Source organism: uncultured Dialister sp. (assembly GCF_900538805.1).
GTDB lineage: Bacteria > Bacillota > Negativicutes > Veillonellales > Dialisteraceae > Dialister.
In genome coordinates this window covers 38,265-58,787 of the sequence record NZ_UPZP01000001.1, presented here as the reverse complement: position 1 = coordinate 58,787, position 20,523 = coordinate 38,265, and the positions used below count along the sequence as shown (strand labels likewise).

Genomic DNA, 20,523 nt, shown 5'->3' with positions numbered 1-20,523 from the left:
TGTTACAATAAACTGGGGAAGCTGTGCGACAGCAGAACTTTCCCGGTATGGAGGAATCATATATGAGTGAAAACACAAAAGAAAACAATGGACTCACCCTGCCGCTGGTACCGTTGAGGGACATTGTGGTTTACCCGAAAATGACGGTAAACCTTGATATAGGCAGGAAAGATTCGGCCGATGCCGTGCGCCTGGCCAGCAGGGGCGACCGCTACATCGTGACAGCCCTGGAAAGACAGGGCGCTGACTCGCCGGATGATGTGTACCTGACCGGTACGGTGGTGAAAATCAGCCAGATGATCCAGCTCCCCGGCGGACTGGTGCGGGTGCTGGCAGAAGGGGTTTCCCGGGTGAAAATCCTTTCTTACGAAAGGGACAGCCGCTGCCTCATGGCAGAGGTGGATGACCTGGAAGACATTATGCCGGACGACGAACTGAAGGCGGAAGCCTACAGAAGGACCATTCTGAAGGCCTTCTTCGAATGGCTCCGCAGCACCAAGCAGGGCCTTCCCGACGAACAGATGGACCAGCTCAAGCAGATTACGGACCCCGGCGAAACGGCGGATTTCCTTTCCGCCCAGCTTATCCTTTCTCCAAGGCAGCGCCAGGACGTGCTGGAGGAAATCAACGTCATGGAAAGGCTCCGTCTGGTTCACCGCCTGCTGGACCAGGAAATCCAGATCGGACGGCTGGAAGCGGAAATCAATGGCGACGTCCGCGCTAAAATGGACAAAGAGCAGCAGGACTACTACCTGCGCCAGAAAATCAAGTCCATCCATGACCGCCTGGGCGATACGGTGAGCCAGGAAAAGGAAGCGGACGATTACAGGAAGAAACTGAAGGACTCCGGCATTCCTGAAGAATTCAAGGCAAAAATCGGGAAGGAAATCGACCACTTGGCTGCCATGCCGCCGATGATGGCGGAAACTGCGGTGGCCAGAAACTATCTGGACTGGATTTTCAGCCTTCCCTGGGATACGGAAAGCCAGGACAAGCTGGACCTGAAGGAAGCGAAGAAGGTACTGGATCAGGACCATTACGGCCTTTCCAAAATCAAGGAAAGAATCCTGGAATACCTGGCAGTCCGCGTGCTGGCACCGGATGCAAAGGCTCCCATTATCTGCTTCGTCGGACCGCCAGGCGTAGGCAAGACCTCCCTGGCCCAGTCCATTGCCAACGCCATGGGGCGGAAATTTGCCCGCATTTCCCTGGGCGGCATTCATGATGAAGCGGAAATCCGCGGTCACCGCCGCACCTACATCGGCGCCATGCCGGGCCGGTTCATCGAAGCCATCGGACAGGCAAAGACAAAGAATCCCCTTATTCTGCTGGATGAAATCGACAAGGTAGGTGCAGACTTCCGGGGCGACCCCGCATCGGCCCTGCTGGAAGCGCTGGATCCGGAGCAGAACAGGGCTTTCCATGATAATTACATCGACATTCCCTTCGATTTATCCAAAGTGTTCTTCCTGGCCACCGCCAACACGGTGTCCACTATTCCGCCGGCCCTTCTTGACCGTATGGAACTCATCGAGCTCACCGGCTACACGGAAGAGGAAAAGGTGAAGATTGCCAAACAGTACCTTATTCCCCGGCAGATGAAGAGAAACGGCCTCAAGGCAAAGGACATCCGTTTCACGGACCTTCTCATCCGCCGTGTCATCGAAGGCTACACCAGGGAAGCGGGAGTCCGGGAACTGGAAAGGACCATCGGCTCCCTCTGCCGCAAGGTGGGGAAGAAAATCGTGCTTGAAGATGACAGCCTTCCTGCCCTGAATTCCAAAACACTGGAAAAATACCTGGGCCCTGTGAAATTCATGCCCATGGCGGAAGAACATCCCGATGCCGTAGGCAGGGTGAACGGCCTGGCCTGGACCATGGCAGGCGGCGAAGTATTGGATACGGAAGCAGTCACCATCAAGGGTAAGGGAAACCTCATCCTCACGGGACAGCTGGGAGATGTGATGAAGGAATCGGCAGAAACGGCTTATACCTACATCCGCAGCCGTGCCAAGGAGCTGGGCCTTAAGGACGATTTCTATGAAACCCTGGATACCCATATCCACCTGCCGGAAGGGGCAGTGCCCAAGGACGGTCCCTCCGCCGGCGTCACCATGGCCACCGCCATGGCCTCCGCCTATACCGGAAGAAAGGTGAGAGGCGACACCGCCATGACCGGGGAAATCACCTTAACCGGCGAAGTTCTTCCTATCGGCGGCGTGAAGGAAAAGGTACTGGCAGCCAACCAGTTTGGCATCAAACAGATTCTCCTTCCTGAAAAGAATAAGCGGGATTTGGAAGAACTGCCGGCTTCGGTGCGGGAAAAGCTCCATTTCGTATATGTGAAGAATGTGGATGACGTACTCAGCCACGCCCTGGTGAAATAAGGAAGCGCTGATTGAATCGGTGCTTCCAGGACACATAAGATCCGGATACCCCGGCAGTAAGGAGGCAAGCCCTTGTCAGAAATCAAAAAAATGGATGAATTTCATATATTTTCTTCCGCCTACGTCCGTGCTGCAGTGAATCGCAGCCAGTATGTGAATGACGGCAGGAAAGAAATCGCCTTCATCGGACGGTCCAATGTGGGAAAATCATCCCTCATCAACTCCCTCTGCGGCAGGAAGAAACTGGCCTTTGTGAGCAGGGAGCCAGGAAAGACCAGAACCATCAACTACTACGCCATCCAGTCCAGAAGGATGGAAGAGGAAGAAGAAGTGAGGCAGGACTGGTACCTGGTGGACCTGCCGGGGTATGGATTTGCCAAGACAAGCCAGCAGAACAAGGACAGCTGGTCCGCCTTCATTGCAGACTACCTGGAACATTCTCCCACCCTTCAGATGATTGGTCTTTTGATTGACCTCCGCCATCCCGGCCTTCCCATCGACATGAAAGCCTACGAATGGCTCCGCTCCATTGCCCCTTCCCTCCAGATTATCGGCACCAAAGGGGATAAGCTGAAACGGAATGAACTGGTGAAGAATAAAAAGCTTCTGGAAAAATATTTTCCCGGAGATTATCCGCCCATTGCCTACTCCGCCTTAACCGGCGAAGGCAGGGATGACCTCCTGAAAGTCATTGAAGGAAAGATATGTGACTAGCATGAAAAAGACACTTTTCCTCACCGCCCTTCTGGCGGCTGCGTCCATCACCGGCTTTGCCTACAACCTGTACGCGCCGAACTCCTTCGACCCGGTGAGTCCCAAATCCTGGGATTACCGGACCGTGGAAACCCTCTGCCGGGAAGGAAAAGCCCCTTCCTATACCTCCGATTTCTTTAGCCGTGGCAGTATCACCCGCTATGAGCTGGCCAGCGTCATCAAGGATATGCTGGAACACCATGATGTAAAGGACAAAGACCATGAAAGCCTCATGAAGCTCAAGAAGGAATACGCCAGGGAACTGGAAGCCCTGGGGTACAAGGAAGAAAAGAAAATCCCCGAAGGCAGACCGATGCTGGAAATGGGCGGCGATGGAAGAATCCGCTATAACAGTGACGGCGATGCCGACGGAAGAGTCCGTGTCAACACTGTCTGGCACATCGGCGATGACACCACCGTCAATGCCGGAGGAACGAAGAATGTAGACTGAAAAAACGGGATACCCTGGAAATCCATGGTATCCCGTTTTTTTATGCTTCCCTAGTACACCGCCAGGTACCAAAGTATAAGCACAGCAAGGAGCACCAGGTTGTACAGGGAAAAGAGGGTCAGGTACTCCTTCTTTCCGGCGGAGGGGATATTGGCGTAGGCCTTGAAGGAAATGAGGCTGGCCATGGAGGCGATGAGGGTGCCCAGGCCGCCGATGTCCACGCCAAGGAGGAGGGGCGCTGCATTGTCTGTATAGGAAGAAAGCATGACTGTGGCCGGTACGTTGCTGATGAACTGGGAAAGGAGAAGGGATACCCAGAATTCATGGCCCGTGAGAACTTCCCGGGCCACGGTGCTGATGACGTCCATGCGCCCCAGATTTCTTACGGCCATAAAAAGAAGGGCGAAGAGGAGGAGCAGCTTATAATCCACATGGAAGAAGACGCCCCGGTCCAGAAGGATCATGGCCGGCACCACCGCCGCCATCACCAGGGGCAGCGGGATGAGACGGAGAACGTGAAGAATGCACAGGAGAAGAAGGAAAAGAAGGAGCAGCGATTTCTTCTTTGGCACCACCATTTCCATGGGAGGCAGGGCGGGAGCCCTGTCCTTTGGAAAAAGGCATCCTGCCAGGTAGATGAGGACGCCGCTGATAAGGACCACCGGCGCCGTAATGGAAAGAAAGGCAGGAAGGGACAGGTGGTAGAAATCGTAAATGAATAGATTCTGCGGATTTCCTATGGGCGTAAGGGCGCTGCCCATATTGGCGGCTATGGTTTCCAGGGTGATCAAAGGAATCAGGAGCATCCTCTGCCGGATTTCGATGAAGATGGAAATGGAAAAGGGAACGAAAATGATGAGGGATATGTCATTGGTTATGACCATGGAAGAGAAAAAACAGGCGAATATGAAAAAGCGGGCCATTTTACGCACCGTCGTTTTCCCTGCAAAGAAATCAAGGCAGAGAGCCCGGGGGATGCCCCATTTCCCGATTTCTGCGGTAATAGTCATGAGGCAGAAAAGGATGCCCAGAAGGTTCCAGTTGATGCTTTCCAGAAGGCGGGAAGGGGAAAAGGGAACGAAGAAGCCTGTAAGCAGGGCAAAAAGGGCGGCCAGCAGCAGGTCCGCATATTTGGTTATCATGAAAAACCTCCAATGCAATAGGATGTCTCTGTTATTATAACGGAAAGTGGGCTGGTGGACTAGTGAGCTGGGGTGATACAGCTATCCGCTATCCGCTGTCCGCTTACCGCTTGCCGCTATCCGCCGACTTTTGGCTGTATTCCCGAAAGCAAGAGAGATGGCAGACATCAGACTATCAGACGCCTCTTTCCCGCCGATTGATATTTATCGACAGATGAATCACTGGCGGCGTTCACCAAGATTCTTCGCTTCGTTCAGAATGACTTGCTCGGCGGGAAGGCAGACCCGTAACGCTGACTATAAAACTCATCGCCGCCAAAGGCGGCGATACCACAACCCTCGGTCCCATGGGCCGTCAATCCTAAGAACCCTCCGGCCCAAGGGGCCGGTCAATCTTAAGAACCTTCCCCTCTAAACCCGGCCCGCCGCAGGCGGGCCATTCTCCCCTTTCTTTTTCATCACCCATGCATTATAATAAAGTCGTCAATTTCACAGGAAAATGGGCAACGAAGCCTGCGGCGTTGTTTTGCTGCGGGCTTTTTGGCTGAATTGCTTTATTTTTCCGGTTTCAAGGAGGCTTTTTATGTTCAGTTTAGCAGCACCCCATGCCAAGGGTAAAAGTGCGGAAGACAATATTTTTGCGGCCAACAACAGGGCCATTGCCCTGGCTGAGAAAATCGGCAATGATAAGGTGGTCAACGGTACGGTCGGTTCCATTCTGGATGAAGATGGAAATCTGGTGGTGCTGGATGTGGTGAAGGAAGCGCTGAAGGAGCTTTCTCCGAAGGAAATCTGTGCCTATGCGCCTATCCAGGGGTATCGGAAGTTCCTGGATGACTGCATTGACCAGTGTTTCGGCGAGTCCCGTCCTGAAGGCTATGTGGATGCCTGTTCCACACCCGGCGGCACCGGCGTGCTCCACCATGTGGTTCACAATTATTCGGAACCGGGGGACGAAGTGCTCATTACGGACTGGCACTGGGGCGCCTATGACAGTCTCATCGACGATAACAACCGCAGGGTGAGGAGTTTTTCCTTCCTCACCGAAGAAGGTCATTTCAATGGTCCCGCCTTTAAGGAAGCAGTGAAGGATATCCTGAAGAAGCAGGACAACATCGTCATCATTTTGAACGGCATTGCCAACAACCCCACGGGATACTGCATGTCCGTGGCTGAATGGCAGGAAGCGGTGGATGTACTGAAGGATGCCGTGGCCGATGGAAAGAAAAATGCCATTCTGGTTCCCGATGTGGCTTATTTGGACTACAGCGGCGAAAAGCAGGAATGCCGGAAGTTCTTCAAGGTCTTTGGCGGCCTTCCGAAGAATATCCTTGTGGTCTGCGCCTACACCCTGTCCAAGGGCTTCACCATGTACGGCCAGCGCATGGGCGCCATGATCGGTATTTCCTCCGACAAAGATGTGATTAAGGAATTCGTGGACATCAACCAGTACAGCAGCCGTGCTACCTGGTCCAACTGCAACAGCGCCGCCCAGAATGCCATGATTCATATCTGTGAAAATCCGGAGAAAATCAAGCAGCTCGATGAAGAAAGGGCCCGCTATTTCAAGCTGATCCAGGATAGGGCTGCCATCTTCATGAAGGAAGCAAAGGAAGAGGGCGTGAAATTTGTTCCTTATATTTCCGGATTCTTCATCACCATTCCCGTCACCCATTCCCAGGCGGTGTGCGATGACCTGGAAAAACAGAATGTATTCCTGGTACCTTTGAAGAAGGGCATCCGCCTGGCAGTATGCTCCGTATCCAAGGCCAAGATGGAAGGTCTGGCCCACAAGCTGGCGCTGGCCATCAAAGCGGCAGGGGCAGAGCAGTAACAGGAAATTGAGTTGAAAGGGAAGGGCCGGTTTCATTTCTGCAAAATCAGACTTAATGAATCGGTTTCCCATCAAAGGCCGGTCATGAATGATTCATCATGACCGGCCATTTCATAAGAAGGGAGAGAGGAATATGGAAAACTTATTTGCTGCGCTGAACGCGGTATTGAGCTTCGTCACTCCGGTTTCCGATTTTTTCTGGGATTTCCCTAAAATGTTCGGCTTCTGGAAGAATATTCCCATATTAGGGTCCTTTTCACTGGCCATCATCGTGCTGGTGGGGTCCGGCATTTATTTCACCATCCGCCTTGGCTTCATCCAGGTCAGGCTGTTTACCACCGGCGTCCATACGCTGGCATCAAAAAGAAGTATTAAGACCGGCATATCGCCGCTGGCAGCATTCCTTCTGAGCACCGCCATGCGCGTAGGCCCGGGCAATATGATCGGCGTCACCGGCGCCATTGCCGCCGGCGGTCCGGGAGCCCTCTTCTGGATGTGGGTTTCCGCTTTCTTCGGTATGGCCACCGCCTTTACCGAAGGCACCCTGGCCCAGATTTTTAAGGAAAAAAGAGGAAATACCTTCGTAGGCGGACTTCCTTTCTATGCCAGAAAGCTCTGCGGGAATAAGGTGTGGGTAGGCACTATCCTGTCTGTGGTTTACATCGTGTATGCCCTCATGTGCCTGCCGGCGCAGGGATTTAATGTAGTCACTTCCGTAGGCGCCATGGCAGGGCTCATTGAAAATATCCAAATTCCTGTGCAGTCCACCTTCTACTATGTGGTTTCGGTGCTTGTCATCCTTCTGGTGGCCTTCATGGCCTTCGGCGGCATCCGCCGAGTGTCCCACTGGGCAGATATCCTGGTGCCGGTGATGGCTGTTATTTATGTGGTTACCGCGGTACTGCTGATTCTCTTTAATCTGGACAGTGTCCCCTATTTCTTTAAAGCCGTGTTAGCAGGAGCCTTCAAACCGGAAGCCATTTTCGGGGGATTCCTGGGCACCGCCCTTCTGCAGGGGGTAAAGCGGGGCCTCATGTCCAACGAAGCCGGCCAGGGCACCATTACCATGGCCGCTGCATCCGCCGAAGCCCATCATCCCTGCGAACAGGGCATTATTTCCGCTCTGGGCGTATTCCTGGATACCCATGTTATCTGCACCATGACCGGCTTTATCATCGTCATGGCCCATGAATGGGCGCTGGATCCGGCGGCATGGAAAGCAGCCGGCACTTACAGCAAGTTCCTCCTCTCTGTGAACGGGCTGTCACCGGATATGCTGCAGGTACTGGTGCAGATTATGGTTTCCGTCTGCTTCTGCCTCTTTGCCTACACCTGCGTCATCGGCTTCGTTTCTTTCTCTGAAATTTCAGCCAACCGTATTTCTTCCTCCAAAGGATTCATCAACTTCATCCGGGGGCTCTGCATTTTCGTGGCAGCCTTCGGCATAGCCTGCAACATTGCAGGCTACGACCTGTCCAACCTGTGGGCCTTCTCCGATTTAGGAAATATCATCATGGTGTACTGCAACGTGCCCATGCTTTACCTGGGACTGAAATATGTCATCCGCGCTGCCCGTCATTACTCCAAAGACAGCAAAGCCTCCTTCGATTCGGAAAAGGTGCTTGGCATCAAGACGGCCTACTGGAACGGGGAAGAGAAATAAGCATAAAAAAACAGGAACGGTTTTCCGCTCCTGTTTTTTTTCATGCCTATGACCGCACCGGTTTCCGTTTCCTCTGCCGGAAGAATTTCTGCACATAGTAGGCAGCTGCTGCATAGAGGGAAAGGATAAGAAGGTGGCCGAAGGTAAAGGTCCAGAGGGTGACAGGAATGCTCCTTGCATTGGGGATGCGGAGAAGGAGAAGCCTGCTTCCTATGCTGTAATAAAGGGAGAAATAAATGCCCCCTGCTGCTATGAGAAGGAGAAGCACTTTATAGACAAGGGAAAGATGGGGGATTTTTCCAAAGCCCAGGCCCCTTTCCAGGCGGGAAAGGATGGCGCTCCAGTGAAGGCCCAGATGGAAGCCCAGGGCAATCAGCATGACATAGCCTGCCACATGATGGACCTGATGGGCGAGGAGCGGCGCCTTCTGCATGCCCGTGGGCAGGGTATGGGAAATCATGAGCCCGCTTCCCATGACCGCTGCAAAGGAGCCGAGGAGAAGCACATCTGCAAGGAACGTGAGCTTCCTGTCCATGTTCCACCGTCCCCGGCCAAGGGAAGCATACCACTGCCTGTTGAACCAGGTGTGGAGAAGAAAAAGAAGAAAGAAAACAATGGCCAGCGTTTCATGGCCGAAATTCCTCACGAAACGGTAGTCCAGGAGGACAAGAAAGGAAATCAGCATCCCCGTGTCCACTATCATTCGTTTGTTCATGATGACCTCCTTGTAAGGAAATATCTTCTGTTTATATTGTACCATGAAAAGAGAAGAAGCCCGGGGCTGCAGATGCAAGTGCCTGACGCTTTCCCGCTGCCTGGGATTCTGCAGTGGGCTGACCGAAACCTTCACTTTCAGGAATGCATCGGCTCCGTTCCATCATCATTTCGACGGTCGGAAACGGAGAAATTTACTGGCTGAATTGGTCTGCTGCTGATTGTCTCAATCGCGGCACGTACCATGCTTCTTCGCTTTGCTTGGAATGACGAGCAGGGCTGGAAGGTAATCCCGTAACGCTCTTTTTATACTCATCGCCGCCAAAAGCGGCGATACCATCACCTTCTGAACCTTCTGAACCCTTTGAACCCTTTGAACCCTTTGAACCCGGCCGCGAAGCGGTCCATGGACATATTTTCATTGCTACCGGCGGCGGGGTCCGATATAATAAAAGAAATGTAACCGATTTCATATACCGGAGGAATCCATGGGGAAAGTTTCTGAAAATGGTCTTTGTTCGAAGCAGCATATTCTGTACCTGCTCTATGCTACTCTTTTTCTGCTGCCTTTGAACCCCTTTCTTTTTTATGTCACCCTTCTGCCAGCCGTGGTGGCATGGCTGTATAACTGGAGGAAGAAGGGGGAAGTGGCACTTGCGCTCCCGCCTCTCTGGCAGCTGGGGGCTGTTTTTCTGGTGTGCTCCTTTCTGTCCGCCTTCGTGTCGAAGGACATGGCCTTTTCTTTCATGAACTGGGCGCTGCAGCCCTTGATGTATGCCTTGGTGTACCTTCTTATCTATACCACCGTTTCCACGGAGAAGGAAAAGGAGAAAGCCCTCTATGCCTTTTTGGCGGGAGCCGTGGTGACGGTGGTGTACGGATTTTTCCAGTATGCCAATGCGGCGGATATGGCGGCGGATATGGAAGCCCAGAGCTGGGTGGACCCGGAAAGGTTCCCCCTCCTTCGGAGGCGTATGTATTCCACCCTGGAGAACCCGAATCTTTTCGGTGCCTATCTTCTCATGATCATCAGCATCCTCACTGCCTTTACCTTACGGGAGAGGGCGGTGAAGAAAAAGACCGTCTTTGCGGTGATTCTTCTTTCCCTTCTTCTATGCCTGGCCCTTACCTATTCCAGGGGCGCCTGGGTCAGCCTGGCAGCCATCGTGCTGGGGCTTACTCTCTTTTATGATAAAAGGTTCGGCCTCCTCTTCCTTCTGGTGCCGGTGGTGCTGGCCTTCTACCACGGGCAGGTGGTGGAACGGTTCCTCTCCCTCTTTTCCGGGGAAGATACGTCCGTGGACCTGCGCTTTGCTCTGTGGGAAAGCACCATGGCCATGATAGAGGAGCATCCTCTTCTGGGCGTGGGCTGGGGGGCCTATTTCCTGGCCTATCCGGACTATAATTTCTTCATCCAGGAAGAGGGAGTGCTCATCTTCCACGCCCACAACATGTACCTCAACATGCTGGCAGAGGTGGGAATCCCCGGCGGCATGGCCTTTCTTTTGGCATTCTTTGCCCAGGGAATCCTCTGCTGGAGAAATTACCGCCATGGAAATGACAGCTTCACGAAATCCATGGGCCTTGGCGGCGTCCTCATGGTCATGGCCCTCTCGGTCATCAGCATGGGAGACCACGTCCTCTTCAGCCGCTCCGTGTCCTTCTGCTTCTGGAGCCTCTCGGCACTCTGCGCATCCTGCAGGAAGTGAACTGGTGTACTGGTGGGCTAGTGTACTAGTGGGCTGGTGGACTAGCTCACTAGCTCACTAGCTCACTAGATCACTAGATCACTAGCTCACTAATCCTTTTCCCCATTCATACATGATTTTGGCGCGATTCATAAATTTCCATATACATGTCATGGAAGGCTATAGATGGAAATATTTCAATTAATTTTGCGTCAATTAATCGAGGCATTTGTAAATATAGGGTTATGGGTCACGTAATCCATAATTTGTCTAATAGGAATTATTTATAATGGGTAAAAAGGATTTTGTAAGACAAATGGTTCATTTAGGGGGTTTTCATAGGGAAAAGTGTGTTATAATAATACTGGTGATTGAATGAGCCAAAATGCAGTCAGCAAAATCTTACGATTGGAGGGTTTGGTCTTGTGATTATAGTATTACTGTTTCCGGAGATACATAATCTTAAGATGAACTCATTCCACATGGATTAGGCGGCTGTTTTTTTTGAGGGTAAAAAGTTCTGCGGCAATGCTGACGAGAGTCATCAGGTTTTGCGGCTGCGGACTTTTATATAATTTATTTTTCATTTTTGGGAGGATGATAGTAATGATCGACACCAATGATAGTGAATTCCTTAGCAGAATCGAAGACAAAGGTCTTCTCTCCAAGGTATGCGATGCCAAGACTGCAGCTAAAATGTTCAGTGCTGGCGATATCATCGGTATTTCCGGATTTACGCCCTGCGGCTATCCGAAAATTACAATGCATGAACTCGCAGAACGCATGAAAGAGACTCCATTCCAGGTCGACATCTGGACCGGCGCATCCACCGGTTCCCAGATTGATACCGAACTGGTTGCTGTAAACGGCATCAGAAACCGTATGCCTTACCAGACCAATGCCAACCTGAGAAAAGCTATCAATGCAGGCAAGGTAAACTACTACGATCTGCACCTGTCCCATGTTGCACAGCAGGTACGTGCCGGCTTCTTCACCAACGTAAAGGGTGAACATGTAACAGGCCCGGATTTTGCAGTAGTTGAAGTCTGCAAGATCGGACCGAACGGCGAACTTTATCCGACAACCGCTATCGGCAACTCTCCGGTATATGTTGACACTGCAAAGAAAGTCATTGTAGAAGTCAACACCACCCAGCCGCTGGACCTGGTAGGCATGGCTGATATTTACATGCGTAAGAATCCGCCATTCTGTGAACCGATTCCGATTCTCCACGCCGGCGACCGCGTAGGCACCCCGTACATTCCTTGCGATCCCGCAAAGATCGTTGCTATCGTTCCATGCGATATGCCTGATGTAACCCGTACACTGGCTCCGCTGGATGATGATGCAGAAGCTATGGGCAACAACCTGGTTGACTTCCTGAAGAACGAAGTAAAACACGGAAGACTGCCGGAAAACCTGCTTCCACTGCAGTCCGGCGTAGGCAACGTAGCAAACGCTGTTATTCACGGCCTCGTTGAATCCGATTTCAAGAACCTCTCCGTATACACCGAAGTTATTCAGGATGGCATGTTCGACCTGATTGATAAAGACAAGATCGACATGATTTCCGGTACTTCCCTGTCCCCATCCCCGGATGGACTGAAACGCTTCTATGCTAACATCCAGAAGTACAACAAGAAGATCGTTCTTCGTCCGCAGGAAATTTCCAACAACGGTGAAGTTGTTCGTCGTATCGGCGTTATCGGCATGAACACCGCTCTGGAAATGGATATTTACGGCCATGTAAACTCCACCCATGTAACTGGCACCAAGCTGATGAACGGTATCGGCGGCTCCGGCGACTTCGCCCGCAACGCATTCCTGTCCTGCTTCTTCTGCCACAGCACCACAAAGGGCGGCAAGATTTCTGCAGTTGTTCCGATGTGCTCCCATGTTGACCACACCGAACATGATACCCATGTATTCATCTCTGAACAGGGTGTTGCAGATGTTCGCGGCCTGACCCCGAAGGAAAGAGCAAAGGTTATCATCAACAACGTTGCTCATCCGTCCTTCAGAGATCAGCTCATGGATTACTACGAAAGAGCATGCGCTGCCTGCGGCAACAGCCAGACCCCGCATCTCCTCCAGGAAGCATTCAAATTCCATGAAAGCCTGGCTGAAACCGGAGATATGCATTTCAAGAAATAATTTAATTTTTCAAGAAGTGCTTTAATACTTTACAAATAATCCAAATATTGTATAATTACCTATGGTGATAGCTGTCAATGACAGTGTCATACACATGGGTCTCGCAAGAGTCCGAAAGCTGCTGCAAGAAGATTCAAACGATCGCTGCAGCAGCGAAAGCCTTTGCGGAACCCTGACGGAAGTTTTCCCCGGAAATGGAACAAGAAGAGCACAAAGCCGCGGTTCCCATGAAAAAGGGACAGACTTCCAGATAGTTACATACTTACTTTTTTAGGAGGAAGATGAACTCATGTCTAACGAATCCCTGAAAGCTAAACTTGATGCCTACAATGCAGAATATGCAAAACAGGTTGCAAAACATCCGGAAAGAGTTGGTCTGAAACATAAGAACCTGTACACACCACTCGATCTCGAAGGTTTCGACTATGAAAGAGACCTCGGTTTCCCTGGTGAATATCCATACACCCGTGGCGTACAGCCCACCATGTATCGCGGCCGTCTGTGGACCATGCGTATGTACGCTGGCTTCTCCACCGCTGAAGAATCCAACAAACGTTATAAATACCTGATTGCTAACGGCGGCACCGGCCTGTCCGTTGCATTCGACCTCCCGACCCAGATCGGCTATGACTCCGATGACAAAATGTCTGCTGGCGAAGTTGGTAAAGTAGGCGTAGCTATCGACTCCCTCTACGATATGGAAAGACTGTTCGACGGCATTGATCTTGGCAAAGTTTCCACTTCCATGACCATCAACGCACCGGCTTCCGTCCTGCTGGCTATGTACATTGCAGTAGCTGAAAAACAGGGCGTTCCGGCATCCGCACTCCGCGGCACCATTCAGAACGATATCCTCAAGGAATACGCAGCACGCGGCACCTACATTTTCCCGGTTAAACCGTCCATGCGTCTGATTACCGATATCTTCGAATACTGCTCCGCAAACGTACCGAAGTGGAACACCATTTCCATTTCCGGCTACCATATCCGTGAAGCTGGTTCCACCGCTGCTCAGGAAGTTGCATTCACCATTGCCGATGGTATTGCTTACATCGAAGCAGCTCTGAAAGCAGGCATGAAGATTGATGAATTCGCTCCACGTCTGTCCTTCTTCTGGAACGCTCACAACAACGTACTCGAAGAAGTTGCTAAGTTCCGTGCTTCCCGTCGTATCTGGGCTAGAATCCTGAAAGAAAGATTCCATGCTGAAAACCCGAAGTCCATGAAACTTCGTTTCCACACCCAGACCGCAGGCTCCATGCTGACCGCTCAGCAGCCGAACAACAACATCATCCGTGTTGCTCTCCAGACCGCAGCAGCAGTTATGGGCGGCACCCAGTCCCTGCACACCAACTCCCGCGATGAAGCTCTGGCTCTTCCGACCACTGAATCCGTAACCATCGCTCTCCGTACCCAGCAGATCGTTGCTTACGAATCCGGCCTGGCTGACGTAGTTGATCCGCTCGGCGGCTCCTACTATGTTGAAGCACTGACCAACGCCATCGAAGAAGAAGTTATGGCTTACATCAAGAAGATTGACGAAATGGGCGGCGCTGTAGAAGCTATTGATAAAGGCTACATCCAGAAAGAAATTCAGGATTCTGCTTATGCTTGGCAGATGGCTGTTGAATCCGGCGAAAGAACAATCGTTGGCGTCAACAAGTTCACCATGGAAGAACCGCCGGTTACCGGCCTGCTGAAGATTGATGCTTCCGTTGGCGAAAGAAAGAAAGCTCAGCTCGCTAAGGATAAGGAAAACCGTGACCAGGCTAAGGTTGCTGAAGAACTGGCTAAACTTGAAAAAGCAGCTCAGACTCCGGCTGAAGGTCCTGACCATGTTAACCTTATGCCAGTCATCCTCGACTGCGTACGTGCTTACTGCACCGAAGGCGAAATCTGCGGCGTTCTCCGTAAAGTATTCGGCGAATACAAACCGCACAACACCCTTTAATCTTAGGGCAGCCTGAAGCAAGAGAATATTACATTACTCAACATATTTCTGGAGGTAATTTACAATGGCAGACAAACGTATCAGAGTACTCGTAGCTAAACCGGGTCTTGATGGACACGATCGTGGTGCAAAAGTTATTGCCCGTGCACTTCGCGACGCAGGCATGGAAGTTATTTACACCGGTCTTCGTCAGACTGTAGAACAGATTGTTGAAGCAGCAGACGCAGAAGACGTTGATGTAGTAGCTCTGTCCCTGCTCTCCGGCGCTCACAACACCCTTTTCCCGGAAGTTGTAGAAGCACTGAAAGCTAAAGGAATGGGCGACGTTCTGGTTATCGGCGGCGGCGTAATCCCCGAAGACGATATCCCGGGCCTCGAAAAAGCTGGCGTAAAAGCTATCTTCACACCTGGCACCCCAACAAAGAAAGTTATTGACTTCATCAAAGAAAACGTTAAGAAATAATCTGCTTACAGCTGTTATTGACTAGCGTTATGGTGTAATGTGGCTGCTTGGGACTGGGGGCAATCCTCAGCCCCTTGCAACTATATTATTTCTCTTTACTCTTCGAAAAGGCGGTGTATCCATGGAATTCTCAATGAAAGATTTTTGGAATGGAAACAGACGTGCCTTAGCGAGAGCAATTACCATCGTTGAAGACGAACGGGATGGTTTTGAAGATATCATGAAAGATATCTATCATCATACCGGTCGTGCACAGGTCATCGGTATCACTGGTGCACCTGGTGCGGGTAAGAGCACACTGTCAGATGCCCTGATCAAGAAGTACCGTGAACAGGGTAAAACCGTAGGTATCGTTGCAGTCGATCCTACCAGTCCGTTCTCCGGCGGCGCCATCCTCGGCGACCGTATCAGAATGAACGACCTGACCTTGGATAAGGGTGTTTATATCCGTAGTATGGGCACGCGCGGCAGCCTTGGGGGACTTTCCCGCAAGACAGCTGATGCGGTAAAACTGATGGATGCTTTCGGTCTCGATGTAATTTTCATCGAAACAGTAGGCGTAGGACAGTCAGAAGTCGATATCGTCAAAAATGCGGATACAACACTTGTTGTGCTCGTACCTGGACTTGGTGACGATATTCAGGCTATCAAAGCAGGTATCCTCGAAATTGGTGATGTATTTGTCATCAATAAATGTGATCGTGACGGCGCAGATCGTCTGAACGTTGAAATCGAAATGATGCTGGATTTAGGCGAAGCCCAGAACTGGCGTCCTCCGATTGAACGGACGATTGCGAACAAAGACCAGGGTGTAGATGATGTAGTAGCAGCCCTGGGTGATCATCGCAAGTACTTGGAAGAATCCGGCGTTCTTGATGAAAGAAGACGCGATCGGGCTCGCTCCGAAATGCTTGAAATGATTCACGACCGCATTTCCCGTCATATTGAAGAAAATATCTCCAAGACGGGTGAATTTAATGACTACGTGGAACAAGTCTTTGAACGGAAAACCGATCCGTACACAGTCGTTGATTCCATCGTGGGCAAAATATTCAAATAATTTTAAAGGAGGAGTTATTATGGCATTCAAAGTTTTAACTGTCGATCATGTTGGCGTAGCTGTTAAAGATCTCGCAAAGATTAAACAGCAGATGAAAGACATTTTCGGACTTGAACCTTCTCTGCCGGATGAAACCGTTGAAGAACAGCATGTAACCACAAGCTTCTTCAAACCTTCCGCTCAGACCGAAGCTTGCGAACTCGAATTCCTGGGTTCCACCACTCCGGACGGCCCGATTGCTCGTTTCATTGAAAAAGCTAATGGCGGCAAGAACGGCTTCCAGCATGTTGCTCTCCGTGTAGATGACATCGAAGCTGCTCTGGCTGATCTGCAGGCTAAAGAAGTTCCGCTCATCGACAAGAAGTTCCGTGTTGGTGCAGGCGGCTGTCATATTGCATTCTTGCATCCAAAGGCAACTGGCCTTCTGCTTGAACTGACAGAACGCCCCGGCGGCCCATCCTTCAAGAAATAATTTGAATGATGGCATATGAGCTGTCAGTCCTGACAGCTCATCCCCCCCTGCGGGGGACCCTAAAATTTTTGGAGGTGTAAGAATGGCAACTGTTGAAGAAAGAATTGAACTTCTCCATAAAAACCTCGCTCATGTAGAGGCTATGGGTGGCGAAAAACGTGTTGAAAAACAGCATGCAAAAGGCAAACTGACTGCTCGTGAAAGACTTGCTCTTCTGTTTGATGAAGGCACTTTCGTAGAAGTTAATGCCCTTGTAAAATCCCGCTGCCACAACTTCGGCCAGGAAAAGAAAGATCTCCCTGGTGAAGGTGTAGTAACAGGCTACGGCACTGTTGATGGAAGACTTGTATTTGCATTCGCTCAGGACTTCACCGTTGAAGGCGGCTCCCTTGGTGAAATGCATGCAGCTAAAATCGTTCACGTAAATGAACTGGCTCTGAAAGTCGGTGCACCTTGCGTAGGCCTGAACGATTCCGGCGGAGCTCGTATTCAGGAAGCTGTCGATGCCCTCTCCGGCTACGGCAAGATTTTCTGGTGCAACACCATTGCATCCGGCGTTATTCCTCAGATTTCCGCAATCATGGGACCATCTGCAGGCGGCGCTGTATACTCCCCGGCTCTGACCGACTTCATTTACATGGTTAAGAAAACATCCCAGATGTTCCTGACCGGCCCGGCTGTTGTTGAATCCGTAACAGGTGAAAAGATTACAGCTGAAGCACTCGGCGGCGCAATGACCCACAACCGTACTTCCGGTGTAGCTCAGTTCGCAGCTGAAAACGACGAAGACTGCATTAAACAGATTCGTTACCTGCTCTCCTTCCTGCCGTCCAACAACATGGAAGATGCTCCTATCGTTGAAACCGGTGATGATCCCACCAGAACCGATCCGGCTCTCGACACCATTATGCCTGAAAGCTCCAATGCTCCATATAACATGTACGATGTTATTAAGTCCATTGTAGATAACGGCGAATACTACGATGTAGCTAAGGAATTCGCAAAGAACATCATCACCTGCTTCGCTCGTATGGACGGACAGACTGTTGGTATCATTGCTAACCAGCCGGCATTCATGGCAGGCTGCCTTGACTACAACGCATCTGATAAAGCAGCTCGTTTCATTCGTTTCTGCGACTGCTTCAACATTCCGGTTCTTAACATCGTCGACGTACCAGGCTTCCTGCCCGGCAAACAGCAGGAATATGCCGGCGTAATTCGTCACGGCGCTAAGATGCTGTTCGCTTACTGCGAAGCTACCGTTCCGAAGATCACCATGATTCTCCGTAAAGCATACGGCGGCTCCTACATCGCTATGTGCTCCCGTGAACAGGGCGCTGACCAGGTATTCGCTTGGCCGACCGCTGAAATCGCTGTTATGGGACCTGCAGGTGCAGCTAACATCATCTTCAAGAAAGATCCGAACAAAGAACAGCGTACAAAGGAATATGTGGAAGAATTCGCTACTCCTTACAAAGCTGCAGAACGCGGCTATGTAGATGCAGTTATTGATCCGCATAATACTCGTCCGACAATTATCAATGCTCTGAAGATGCTTGCTTCCAAGCACGAAGTACACCCGGCAAAGAAACACGGAAACATTCCGCTCTAATATTTGCCGCTTAAATACTCTAATTGAAAGGATGGGTACAGATGGATAACAGTACAGTTATGTATATCGCGGTATTTGCTGCCGTTGTTGCAGTAATTGCCCTGATCATGATCTGGCAGGTACGTTCATCTCTCAATCAGTCCGCAGCACCGGCACCGGCCGCAGCTCCCAAGAGAGCAGCTGCAGCTCCAGCAGCAGCTCCTAAAGCCGCTGACAATGGTGCAGTCGTAGCAGCTATCGCTGCTGCTATCGTTGCTATGGGTGGCGGCGAAATCGTCTCCATCCGCCCGGCAGCTAGAACCGGCTGGACAACCGCAGCCCGCATTGCGGGCGTTTCCGGCAATCAGCAGTTCTAATTGAAAGTTGAAAGTACAATCATTTAGGAGGAAAGACAATGAGAAAATTTACTGTAACAGTTAACGGCCAGGATTACGATGTAGTAGTTAAAGATGGCGGCGCTGCAGCAGCAGCTCCGGCTCCGGCAGCAGCTCCGAAAGCAGCTCCAGCTCCAGCAGCAGCTCCGGCTCCGGCAGCAGCTCCGGCTCCGGCTCCAGCACCGGCTCCGGCTCCCGCTCCGGCAGCAGCTCCTGCAGGTGCAGGCGAATCCGTTGAAGCTCCGATGCCTGGTAAAGTTATCCGCATCAACAAACATGTTGGTGATGCAGTAGCAGCCGGCGACGAAGTCCTCGTTCTGGAAGCTATGAAGATGGGCAACCCGATCATGGCTCCTTGCGATGGCAAGGTTACCTCCATGCAGGTTACTGAAGGCCAGTCCGTACAGGGCGGCGATCCGCTGTTCACCGTTGGCTAATCCCAGCTTGAACTACGCATAAAAAAAGCAGTGCTTCGGCACTGCTTTTTTTATTGCATAAATACGTCGCCAGCTGTGTTGACAACACGACGCAGCAGGTAGAAGTGAAAACGTCCTTTCTGGTGAAATGGTGCGTCATTGACGACGGAAAATAGGGGAGTTATCGGCTTCCGGTTACTGGCTGTTGGCTTCCGGCTGCAGGTTTTCTGCAGCCATCTTTCTTTTATTCTCTATCCTTCCAATGTCCTGCTTCTATCTTCTATCTTCTATCTTCTATCTTCTATCTTCTATCTTCTATCGTCTTTCGTCTAACAACTATCACGACTCCTCTTCCTGAGCCTGTGCCATGAGGAGACCCAGCATGGTGAGGCCTGCCTGTTCCAGGGGGTAGTCCCTGGGGAAGACGGCGGCCACACCGTAGCGGAAGAGGTCTTCTTTTTCGCCTTCTGTGCCCTGATGGAGGGCGATAAGGATATCATCCCGTCCCAGAAGGGTGAGGGCCCTTTCCAGCTCTATGAGGAGATGCACCCTGTTTAGGCTGTCCGACGTGTAGTAGATGAAATGGACGTCGTTGTCCACGGCGCTTCGGGCTGTATCTTCCGGCGTTTCCAGGGAGCCCACGTCCACGTCCCAGCCGGCATCGGCAAAGGTGGTGGCAGCCAGCTTTCTTTGTTCTTTTGAGCCATCCTCTTCCATTTCCGCAATGTACATACGGGGACGTCTTCCTTCCTGCTCTGCAAACTGCTTTGTCAGTTCCACCGATTTCTGTCTTTCCATTTCGATTTCCTTATTCACCATGGTCTCCTCATTTCTTTTATTTTGAAATTCAAATGATACGTTTAATCTTTACTCATTATACTGCCTTATTCTGCTCAATTTCAAATAGTATTTGTAAATAATAGTATTATTTAGCAATAAGATTAACTAAAAATTACAATAGAATAATTGACATTTAGAAAATAATGAATTATACTGTGACTGTAGTCTTTTGGACAATTTCACATTGCTGACAGATGCGTAAGCATAAAAGAGAATCCGGTATAAGCCGGAGCGGTCCCGCCACTGTAAGGAGGAGTACCTGCTCAATGATGTCACTGGGGAAACCTGGGAAGGCGAGCAGGCATGAGGAATCCGAGCCAGGAGAACTATCTGTCAATGAATCACCGTTAAGGAAGCACTGGTTACTCAGTGTTTCCGCAAACCTGCGAGCGATGGGGAGGGGATTGGGACACAGCGTCCCTTTTACCGGCTGCCATCTATAGGTGCCGGCTTTTTTAATGTAAATACCTTTGAAGGAGGTGAAACATCGCAAGTGGTGAAATTGTCCGGAAAAGAACTGAAATCATCGGACTCTTTACTTCTCTGATG

At 51.0% G+C, this 20,523-nt stretch carries 17 protein-coding genes and 1 riboswitch; of the genes, 14 read left to right on the top strand and 3 right to left on the bottom strand.

The genetic code is table 11. The features are described from left to right. Positions 1-62 precede the first annotated feature (62 nt). From lon to QZQ29_RS00250, 3 genes are all read left to right on the top strand, one after another. On the top strand, positions 63-2,387 hold the full coding sequence (gene lon / locus QZQ29_RS00260) for an endopeptidase La (protein ID WP_296958307.1): 2,325 nt from the start codon (positions 63-65) through the stop codon (positions 2,385-2,387). Between the two features lie 72 nt (positions 2,388-2,459). After that, the gene (gene yihA / locus QZQ29_RS00255) at positions 2,460-3,101 is read left to right on the top strand and encodes a ribosome biogenesis GTP-binding protein YihA/YsxC (RefSeq protein ID WP_296958304.1); all 642 of its coding nucleotides are present in this window, start codon (positions 2,460-2,462) and stop codon (positions 3,099-3,101) included. A gap of 1 nt (position 3,102) precedes the next feature. Continuing rightward, a complete protein-coding gene (locus QZQ29_RS00250) occupies positions 3,103-3,591 on the top strand; it encodes a hypothetical protein (RefSeq protein WP_296958300.1) in 489 nt (162 codons plus the stop codon). Positions 3,592-3,641: 50 nt separating this feature from the next. Here the strand turns inward: QZQ29_RS00250 and QZQ29_RS00245 are convergent, their stop codons facing one another. After that, positions 3,642-4,733, bottom strand: coding sequence for an SLC13 family permease (locus tag QZQ29_RS00245; protein WP_296958297.1), 1,092 nt, complete (start codon positions 4,731-4,733; stop codon positions 3,642-3,644). Between the two features lie 583 nt (positions 4,734-5,316). Between QZQ29_RS00245 and QZQ29_RS00240 the strand changes: the two genes are divergently transcribed. Both QZQ29_RS00240 and QZQ29_RS00235 read left to right on the top strand, forming a co-directional pair. Beyond that, the gene (locus tag QZQ29_RS00240; RefSeq protein WP_296958294.1) at positions 5,317-6,567 is read left to right on the top strand and encodes an aminotransferase class I/II-fold pyridoxal phosphate-dependent enzyme; all 1,251 of its coding nucleotides are present in this window, start codon (positions 5,317-5,319) and stop codon (positions 6,565-6,567) included. Between the two features lie 133 nt (positions 6,568-6,700). Beyond that, positions 6,701-8,230, top strand: coding sequence for a sodium:alanine symporter family protein (locus QZQ29_RS00235; RefSeq protein WP_296958291.1), 1,530 nt, complete (start codon positions 6,701-6,703; stop codon positions 8,228-8,230). A 46-nt stretch (positions 8,231-8,276) separates the two neighbouring features. On the opposite strand, the gene QZQ29_RS00230 is transcribed toward QZQ29_RS00235, so the two are convergent. After that, positions 8,277-8,945 (bottom strand): DUF4405 domain-containing protein, encoded by a 669-nt coding sequence (locus tag QZQ29_RS00230; RefSeq protein WP_296958288.1) that lies wholly within the window; start codon positions 8,943-8,945, stop codon positions 8,277-8,279. A 487-nt stretch (positions 8,946-9,432) separates the two neighbouring features. Between QZQ29_RS00230 and QZQ29_RS00225 the strand changes: the two genes are divergently transcribed. From QZQ29_RS00225 to QZQ29_RS00185, 9 genes are all read left to right on the top strand, one after another. Further along, entirely contained in the window at positions 9,433-10,653 is a 1,221-nt protein-coding gene (locus QZQ29_RS00225) for an O-antigen ligase family protein (RefSeq protein ID WP_296958286.1), read from the top strand. A gap of 585 nt (positions 10,654-11,238) precedes the next feature. Further along, positions 11,239-12,786, top strand: a complete 1,548-nt coding sequence (locus QZQ29_RS00220) for a succinate CoA transferase (protein WP_296958283.1) — start codon at positions 11,239-11,241, stop codon at positions 12,784-12,786. A gap of 289 nt (positions 12,787-13,075) precedes the next feature. Beyond that, on the top strand, positions 13,076-14,737 hold the full coding sequence (locus QZQ29_RS00215) for a methylmalonyl-CoA mutase family protein (RefSeq protein ID WP_296958280.1): 1,662 nt from the start codon (positions 13,076-13,078) through the stop codon (positions 14,735-14,737). Between the two features lie 64 nt (positions 14,738-14,801). Further along, positions 14,802-15,200: a cobalamin B12-binding domain-containing protein gene (locus QZQ29_RS00210; RefSeq protein ID WP_008859876.1), complete on the top strand. Its 399-nt coding sequence runs from the start codon at positions 14,802-14,804 to the stop codon at positions 15,198-15,200. Positions 15,201-15,321: 121 nt separating this feature from the next. Continuing rightward, positions 15,322-16,260, top strand: a complete 939-nt coding sequence (gene meaB, locus QZQ29_RS00205; RefSeq protein WP_296958278.1) for a methylmalonyl Co-A mutase-associated GTPase MeaB — start codon at positions 15,322-15,324, stop codon at positions 16,258-16,260. A 19-nt stretch (positions 16,261-16,279) separates the two neighbouring features. Next, a complete protein-coding gene (locus QZQ29_RS00200; protein ID WP_296958275.1) occupies positions 16,280-16,732 on the top strand; it encodes a VOC family protein in 453 nt (150 codons plus the stop codon). Between the two features lie 82 nt (positions 16,733-16,814). Beyond that, positions 16,815-18,344 carry a carboxyl transferase domain-containing protein gene (locus tag QZQ29_RS00195; protein ID WP_296958272.1) on the top strand — a complete coding sequence of 510 codons (1,530 nt, stop codon included), beginning with the start codon at positions 16,815-16,817 and terminating at the stop codon, positions 18,342-18,344. A 41-nt stretch (positions 18,345-18,385) separates the two neighbouring features. Continuing rightward, the gene (locus QZQ29_RS00190; protein ID WP_296958269.1) at positions 18,386-18,700 is read left to right on the top strand and encodes a hypothetical protein; all 315 of its coding nucleotides are present in this window, start codon (positions 18,386-18,388) and stop codon (positions 18,698-18,700) included. A gap of 38 nt (positions 18,701-18,738) precedes the next feature. Further along, on the top strand, positions 18,739-19,155 hold the full coding sequence (locus QZQ29_RS00185) for an acetyl-CoA carboxylase biotin carboxyl carrier protein subunit (protein ID WP_296958266.1): 417 nt from the start codon (positions 18,739-18,741) through the stop codon (positions 19,153-19,155). A 318-nt stretch (positions 19,156-19,473) separates the two neighbouring features. On the opposite strand, the gene QZQ29_RS00180 is transcribed toward QZQ29_RS00185, so the two are convergent. Beyond that, on the bottom strand, positions 19,474-19,953 hold the full coding sequence (locus tag QZQ29_RS00180) for a hypothetical protein (RefSeq protein WP_296958263.1): 480 nt from the start codon (positions 19,951-19,953) through the stop codon (positions 19,474-19,476). 185 nt (positions 19,954-20,138) lie between these two features. Continuing rightward, positions 20,139-20,323, top strand: a riboswitch (cobalamin riboswitch). Positions 20,324-20,523: the final 200 nt, after the last annotated feature.

Coding starts and splice junctions, on each gene's coding strand:
- lon (WP_296958307.1), top strand. CDS start 63: ATGAGTGAAAACACAAAAGAAAACAATGGACTCACCCTGCCGCTGGTA.
- QZQ29_RS00250 (WP_296958300.1), top strand. CDS start 3,103: ATGAAAAAGACACTTTTCCTCACCGCCCTTCTGGCGGCTGCGTCCATC.
- QZQ29_RS00245 (WP_296958297.1), bottom strand. CDS start 4,733: ATGATAACCAAATATGCGGACCTGCTGCTGGCCGCCCTTTTTGCCCTG.
- QZQ29_RS00240 (WP_296958294.1), top strand. CDS start 5,317: ATGTTCAGTTTAGCAGCACCCCATGCCAAGGGTAAAAGTGCGGAAGAC.
- QZQ29_RS00235 (WP_296958291.1), top strand. CDS start 6,701: ATGGAAAACTTATTTGCTGCGCTGAACGCGGTATTGAGCTTCGTCACT.
- QZQ29_RS00230 (WP_296958288.1), bottom strand. CDS start 8,945: ATGAACAAACGAATGATAGTGGACACGGGGATGCTGATTTCCTTTCTT.
- QZQ29_RS00225 (WP_296958286.1), top strand. CDS start 9,433: ATGGGGAAAGTTTCTGAAAATGGTCTTTGTTCGAAGCAGCATATTCTG.
- QZQ29_RS00220 (WP_296958283.1), top strand. CDS start 11,239: ATGATCGACACCAATGATAGTGAATTCCTTAGCAGAATCGAAGACAAA.
- QZQ29_RS00215 (WP_296958280.1), top strand. CDS start 13,076: ATGTCTAACGAATCCCTGAAAGCTAAACTTGATGCCTACAATGCAGAA.
- QZQ29_RS00210 (WP_008859876.1), top strand. CDS start 14,802: ATGGCAGACAAACGTATCAGAGTACTCGTAGCTAAACCGGGTCTTGAT.
- meaB (WP_296958278.1), top strand. CDS start 15,322: ATGGAATTCTCAATGAAAGATTTTTGGAATGGAAACAGACGTGCCTTA.
- QZQ29_RS00200 (WP_296958275.1), top strand. CDS start 16,280: ATGGCATTCAAAGTTTTAACTGTCGATCATGTTGGCGTAGCTGTTAAA.
- QZQ29_RS00195 (WP_296958272.1), top strand. CDS start 16,815: ATGGCAACTGTTGAAGAAAGAATTGAACTTCTCCATAAAAACCTCGCT.
- QZQ29_RS00190 (WP_296958269.1), top strand. CDS start 18,386: ATGGATAACAGTACAGTTATGTATATCGCGGTATTTGCTGCCGTTGTT.
- QZQ29_RS00185 (WP_296958266.1), top strand. CDS start 18,739: ATGAGAAAATTTACTGTAACAGTTAACGGCCAGGATTACGATGTAGTA.
- QZQ29_RS00180 (WP_296958263.1), bottom strand. CDS start 19,953: ATGGTGAATAAGGAAATCGAAATGGAAAGACAGAAATCGGTGGAACTG.